The organism is Pseudomonadota bacterium, assembly GCA_010028905.1.
Taxonomy (GTDB): domain Bacteria; phylum Vulcanimicrobiota; class Xenobia; order RGZZ01; family RGZZ01; genus RGZZ01.
Genome location: RGZZ01000310.1, coordinates 1 through 6149 on the forward strand (window position 1 = coordinate 1; position 6149 = coordinate 6149).

6 protein-coding genes are annotated in these 6149 nt (G+C 63.1%); 1 reads left to right on the forward strand and 5 read right to left on the reverse strand.

Annotation, left to right across the window (positions count from 1 at the left end):
• Positions 1 to 564: 564 nt before the first annotated feature.
• Positions 565 to 2379, forward strand: coding sequence for a fibronectin type III domain-containing protein (locus EB084_17655; GenBank protein ID NDD30085.1), 1815 nt, complete (start codon positions 565 to 567; stop codon positions 2377 to 2379).
• 102 nt (positions 2380 to 2481) lie between these two features.
• On the opposite strand, the gene EB084_17660 is transcribed toward EB084_17655, so the two are convergent.
• From EB084_17660 to EB084_17680, 5 genes are all read right to left on the reverse strand, one after another.
• A complete protein-coding gene (locus EB084_17660; protein NDD30086.1) occupies positions 2482 to 2703 on the reverse strand; it encodes a hypothetical protein in 222 nt (73 codons plus the stop codon).
• On the reverse strand, positions 2703 to 3110 hold the full coding sequence (locus EB084_17665; GenBank protein NDD30087.1) for a hypothetical protein: 408 nt from the start codon (positions 3108 to 3110) through the stop codon (positions 2703 to 2705). The genes EB084_17660 and EB084_17665 overlap by 1 nt, the downstream gene beginning before the upstream one ends.
• Before the next feature lie 2 nt (positions 3111 to 3112).
• The gene (locus tag EB084_17670) at positions 3113 to 3391 is read right to left on the reverse strand and encodes a CopG family transcriptional regulator (protein ID NDD30088.1); all 279 of its coding nucleotides are present in this window, start codon (positions 3389 to 3391) and stop codon (positions 3113 to 3115) included.
• Positions 3392 to 3410: 19 nt separating this feature from the next.
• Complete coding sequence (locus tag EB084_17675) at positions 3411 to 5759, reverse strand: DUF2357 domain-containing protein (protein ID NDD30089.1); 2349 nt, start codon at positions 5757 to 5759, stop codon at positions 3411 to 3413.
• A gap of 46 nt (positions 5760 to 5805) precedes the next feature.
• On the reverse strand, positions 5806 to 6149 hold a 344-nt coding region (locus tag EB084_17680), incomplete at its 5' end, for a DUF3578 domain-containing protein (GenBank protein ID NDD30090.1).

The window sequence follows — 6149 nt, forward strand, 5'->3', positions numbered from 1 at the left end:
ATAGCGGAGTTGCGGGGTGGGCTCTGCGCCCAATTGGGAACGTCTTGCTCCAGACGTGATGGGTGTTCGCTCATCGCACGCGTCGCTTCTGACGACAGGGTCACGCGGTCAGGCCCTGCGTGTGTGACGGGTGCCCGCTGTGCGTGGGGCCTGATGTTTGACGAAGCAGCCAGAGGCCGAGTGGCCTGCGAAGATGACGGTCGAAGGGGGACGTTATTGGCAATGCTGTCTCTCACGGGTTCTCTCCTCGATACATCTCAAGTCTCCTCTCGAGCCTATGCCTCGCGCACAGGGTCGTCAATCTGCGCAGGGGAGCAGGATTGTTACCGATGTTAACGTTCTGTGAACACGGGATTGAATTTTTTATTCGCCCTCCCATGAAGACGCGGTAGACCTGCCGATCCGAATCGTGCATGTTCGGGGTCGAGGGTCGGCGAACGTATCGCGACGGTCGTTGTGGCGGCGCGGTTGTTCTGTTCCCATCTTCGCAGAAGCAGCGCAATCGGCGCCGTTGCAACGCTCCATTGGCGTGTTCTGTGGAGATGGGGCCAGAAGTTGCGAGTCTTGGACGCCGAGCGAGACGACAGGGCAGCTTTCAGATCCTGGAATCGGGTGCGGGTCATCGAGATGAGGGGTCTGTTTTTGTGCTATAATCGGGGAACGCGATTTGGAGAAGTAAATTTGCCTTTCTTTCATGGCTTCGTTGCTGCGGGTCGATTCTCGCAGGCTGTCACGCTCCTCGGTCTGCTGATGATTGTTGCGTTGAGTGGTTGCGGAGGGGGTGGGGGGAGCACGGCTTCTGCGTCGAACCCCGCTCAATCGCTTGCGTCGTCGATCTCGTCCTCCTCGACATCTGACTCGACACCCGCACCGAAAACAGGGCTTTTTCTCCACCTGCAGTATGCGCAAGCCACAAAGGCGGCAGCAGCGGCGGCCGGTCTGCCAGCAACCACTCAATTCACCATCGTTCACGTGACCGACCCCGTCACGGGACTCGATCTCATTCCCGCGACCCGAGTCGATCGCGTAGACGGTGCCCTTTCGCAAGACGTTCACCTTTCGCTTGACGGCGGGGTGTCGTACGCCATCATACTCACGGCCTTCGATGATCTGGGAGTGCAGGTCGGATTCTTCACCCAAGCGGGCGCAACGTCCACTGCGGCTGAGGTGAGCGTGACGGTATCGTATGCCACAAGCGCCACCTCGCTGTCAGTGCAGCCTGGTTCAAGTGTCCTGGGCGTCGGGCATACGCAGCAGTTCATCGCAGTTGCGAGATTTGCAGATGGGTTGACCGCCAACGTCACCTCCTCCACCTCGTGGACCTCGTCGAGCCCTCTCATCGCTGCTGTATCCGATGATCTCTCGAGTAAAGGCCGGGTTGCCGCGCTGGCGCCGGGCACAAGCACCATCACTGCGGTGTTCGACACGCAGCACGCTAGCGCGTCCGTCACGGTGGGTGGATTGCCGGCCGCTCCCACCGGGGTCAGCGCCACTGCCGCCGGTGTTCGCAGCGCAACGGTGAGCTGGTCATCGTCTGTTGCAGATGCGGGAAACTCGGTGACCTCCTACACGCTTTTTGCCATCGACAAGACCGATGGTTCGGGGGGGGTGGGGGGACCCATTGTCGGTCCAGATACGTCTACATACACCTATACCGAGCTCACCCCTGGCCATACCTATGTGTTCACCGTGCAGGCCGACAACGCTGTCGGAACGGGGCCGGTCGCCACCTCGAACGAAGTGGTCGTAACAGGCGCAAGCGGGACCGTACCCGGTGCCAGCCTGAACGTGGTGGCGACGGTGGCGGGTTTGGGGCCTCGCTCTGCTTCTGTATCCTGGTCGGCGCCTGCAGATGACGGCGGAAGTTCCATCCGGGGGTACCTCGTGTACGCGTTGGATCAGGCTCCTGGAGGTGCGGGGTCTGCCACCGCCAATCCGGCAGGAGACGCACGGTCGTTTACTTTCAACCAGCTGATGGCGGGTCACACCTATGTCTTCACGGTCATTGCCAGCAATGGAGTAGGCAATGGCCCTGCAGCCACATCAAACCCAGTGGTGGTCACGGCTGCGGCCGGAACGGTTCCTACAGCTCCCGCGACGGTAGCAGCCAGTGTCTCGGGACTGGGTCCGCGTCAGGCCATGGTCACCTGGTCGGCTCCTGCGTCTGATGGTGGATCTGCTATATTGTCGTACACCTTGTTTGGAATAGACCAGACCGATGGTACTGGAGGCGTCGGAGGGCCGATGACAGGCAGCGATGCTCGAACGTATACGTATAGCGGTCTCGTGTCTGGTCATACCTACATCTTTACGGTGCAGGCCGATAATGGGGTGGGCACCAGTCCTGTTGTCACGTCAAACGCGGTTGTGATTCCTTGAGCGTGTGAGCACGGGAACACCCGACGCTCTGGTCGTCTTCTCGAGCGTTGGCGTCCATCTGTTCTGCGCCGGTTTTCGCAGAACGGGTTGGGGCGATCGTTGTCACCGCGAGGTTCGTGGACGTTCTGCGCAGATGAGGCCAGAGCGTCTCAGACTGGACACCCTGCTGTTCTGCGCCCATGTCCAATGTGGGGAAGCCGTGTCGCACAGCAGCGCGCAGGAAATCTTGGAGTCGAGCGCCCTGGTTCGTTCGCCTTTCTCGATTGCCTCTTTGTGGGCCACGCTCAGGTTCGTGATGCGCGTGCGCTCGGCCTTGTCGTTCATCAGTTCACGATGGGCATCATCTCGAATCCTTCGCGTCCAAACTCATGGTCGAGGGCAACGCATCGTTTGATGCCGTCGCGATGCATGATGACCATTCCGGCAGCGTCGACCACCGTGAGAGCGCGCTTGGGTTTTCGTTGCATCAGGTTCCACGCCGCCTCGTGCTCCTCGGGGCCTACCCAGCAGATCTCGACTACGGGGATGACGGATTCCATGAACTGCCTGACCACGCGCATGCCCATTCTTCGCTGCAGCAGCCCCATTGTCGGGGAGACCGCGTACGACGTGGTGATGAGACGCGTCCGACGAAGGGCCAGCTGTTGCATGACGGCAGCGACCGCGTCGTGATGTTGGTCGTCACGGCACAGATAGGCGTAGAAGCCGGAGGTGTCGACGTATACCGACACGCTCAGGCTTCTCCGTACAGGTAGTCGTCGTGCCGCCTGGCGATGTCGGTGGCGCCACCTTTATCGCGTCCACTTCCGCCGACTTTCAGAAAAGCTTCCCAGCGGGCCTCGTCGTCTTCTGGGTTGTCGTTCAGCCCGCGCAGAATGAGCATTCGCACAGCCGCCGACATGGATAGCCGATGGTGCCTGGCAAACGTCTTGATTCGCTCGTGATCTCGGGGGTCAAGCTGGATCTGTGTTCTGACCTTCATGATGCCTTCATTGTGCCAGAATGCCATCATGATGTCAAAATTGCGAAATTTACCGCTTGCCCTCGGTCCCCATCCCCTCCAACGCCTCGATGAGCGCTGACCACGTGAGGCATACGGGCGCGCCTCTGGGGGCGCCCCGCTGTTCGCGACAGCCGTCGAGCTTCGTGAACGTGAGGCGAGGTTCGAGATCGCACGGTGTACGTTCCACGGGGATGCAATGATAGAGCGGGCCGCCCGGTGCGGGGTAGCCCGCGGCAGCCAGGTCAGCGCGCGACCACGTCTCCACGTCGCCCTTCACGCGGTAGAGCCGCACGTCAACGCCCGGCCCGTACAGCAGCACGAAGGGCGCAGCGAGCATCGGGGCGGTGGCCGTCACCTGTCCGCGGCGACCGGGGTCAGTGGGTGTGCTCGACAACCCGGCGAGGCGCTTCGGCGGGGCTGCGCGAAGGTTGTAGAGGTTGCAGGTCTCGATCCACTTCAGGTGCTCGGGGCTCTTCACGTATCCGAGGAGCACCGGGGTGTCGGCGGGGGGCGACTCGAGAAACGCGAGCGCATGCGCCTGCGGGTTCACCACGATGGGATCGCTGGCGTACACGCGCTTCTCCCAGTGACGTCCGCGCTCGTGCTGCGAGGTCTGGGTGGCGGCGTGTGTGAGCATCTCGTCGAGGAAGGCGGTGAGCGCTTCAGCGCCTTCGGCGTCGTTGCTCGCCGAAGGGCGCAGGGGGAAGGCCCCGATCCCCGGCAGCAGCTCGTGGTAGCGCGACAGTGAATGGGGCACCTGGCCCGGGTAGATGACGTACGCGCCGGACGACCGGCGGATGGCGTCGCGGTAGGCGTGCATCTTCAGCAGATCGGTTCGCTTCGCGTTGCGCACCTGCTCGATTGATGTGTCGTCTTCTTCAGCGTCGGGCCCGAACAGGTCGCCGATGGTCTCGACCCGGTACTTGGCGTCGAAGTGAACCCAGTAGTCTTCGGCGTTCTCGGGGGCGATGTGCACCGAGATGTCCGGGCGCATCTGACGGCTCCATGAGCCATCGTGATCGTAGGGTCTCTTGTAGACCTTCTTGTTGAACGTCTTGTTGTAGTGCAGCGCGATGGCGATCTTGCGCCCGTGTCGCTCGATGACGTTGTGAAGCACGCACGTCTGACCGCGCTCGAGGTTCAGCGACAACTCGTTCTCGGCCGATTCAATGAGCGACGAGATGTCGAGCGGTGTGTTGCAGAGCTCAGCCACGATGCGCGCCAGCTGCATGAACACCCAGTACTCGTAGAGGGTGGCGACGTCGCGCTGCCCGGCGCCGTACACGTTGTCGCCCCCCCGCCACGTGAGGCTGGCCGCGCACTCGAACTGCAGCCAGGCCCGCAAGATGTCGCGGTATCCCGCCTTCTTCTGCAATACCTGGCTGTTCAGGGGAAGGTGCTCGAGACGGCCGATCTCGCCGAACAGCGGGCGTGAGAGCCACGCGTCGAGGGTGTCGAGGAGCGCGGAGACCTCTGCTCGTCCTCGCTTGATGGGGGCGCCGCCGCCGAGGCGATCGAGGGCGTCGCCGATGCGCCCGGTCACGTCTCGAAACGCGAAGAGAATGAACTTCACGAAGCGGTTCTCGAGGGTGTCGACGGTCTCGACGTGGGTGGGCACGCTGAACCGCTCGGGGACGCTCTCGGCGGGGAGGTGCGGCGTCGCAACCCGCGGGCCCGGTCGCGATAGCTGTCGCTGCAGGGCAGCGCCGCCGGGGACGGCCGCCGAGGCGCGCCGCTCGACGTGGATGGTGCGCCAGGCGTGGTGTGGGCGCTGCAACACGCGGTTCATGGCGGCCTGGAAGGTGTCGTCTCGAACGATCGTCTGAATGAACGCAAAGCGCTGGTACAGCGTGCGAGGGTCGGGCGACGTGCCGCGTTCCGACGCGTCGAAGGGCTTGAACCGCTGCACGGTGGGCGCGAAGCGCTCCATCACGACCTCGGTGGCCGCGTTGGCGATGTCGGTGAGCATGGTGCGATAGTCGTTGAGGTAGTCGAGCTTGCGCGATCGCACCTCGACCCACGCCGTGGCGTCTTCTTTCTGGGGAAGGCGCAGGGTGATGGGAAGGCGTCCGGTTCGGTTGCCGGTCTTGAGGCGCCCGTGCGCACCGCTCGGGACATCGAACGAGAAGAGCTCGTTCGGCTCCAGCATGTCGGCGCCGTTGGCGGGCAGGGCAACGCCCTCGAGAGCATAGCCGTACTCGCACCCTTCCAGCAGGCGCACGTTCTCGAGGGGCTCGCCATCGGGGCCGTGAGCGGGCCCTTCCTCGAGGAGGGACGCGGCGATGTTTGCGTCTTTCGGCAGTACGCGGATGATGAGCTCCGCAACAGCCTTCCCAGTCGACGTGCGCAGGGGTAGCACGGCGTTTGCTTCGGTCATACGTCTTTCCCGATTCCCCTTGAATTCGGTACGAGGCGGGTCACGGTTACTCGGTGAAGCTCACGAACTGGTTGGCGCGCAGGCGCTTGAGCATGCGGCACAGCTTCTCGAACGAGCGTGGCAGCTTCGCCTGCTCGCGATCCCAGGTCGTCGGGTCGTCCGCGCTGCTGGCGTTTTTCGCATTGAGGTGGTGGCAGTAGCGCCCCAGCTTCTGCAGCAGCCCTTCGAGCTGGCGGCGCGATCCGTGCAGACGGGGGAGGATCTTCTGCATCACCTGCAGATCGAGCGCCTCCACCACATGGCCCCCGCCGGCGGCGGCGTGCAGGGCGGCGAAGCGGGTGGCCTCGTGGTATACGCGGTGTCCGAACTCGAAGCTGTCGTCGCTGAGCA

Excerpts from the sequence above, each read along its gene's own strand:
- EB084_17660 (NDD30086.1), bottom strand. The coding sequence starts at position 2,703 with ATGAACGACAAGGCCGAGCGCACGCGCATCACGAACCTGAGCGTGGCC.
- EB084_17670 (NDD30088.1), bottom strand. The coding sequence starts at position 3,391 with ATGATGGCATTCTGGCACAATGAAGGCATCATGAAGGTCAGAACACAG.
- EB084_17675 (NDD30089.1), bottom strand. The coding sequence starts at position 5,759 with ATGACCGAAGCAAACGCCGTGCTACCCCTGCGCACGTCGACTGGGAAG.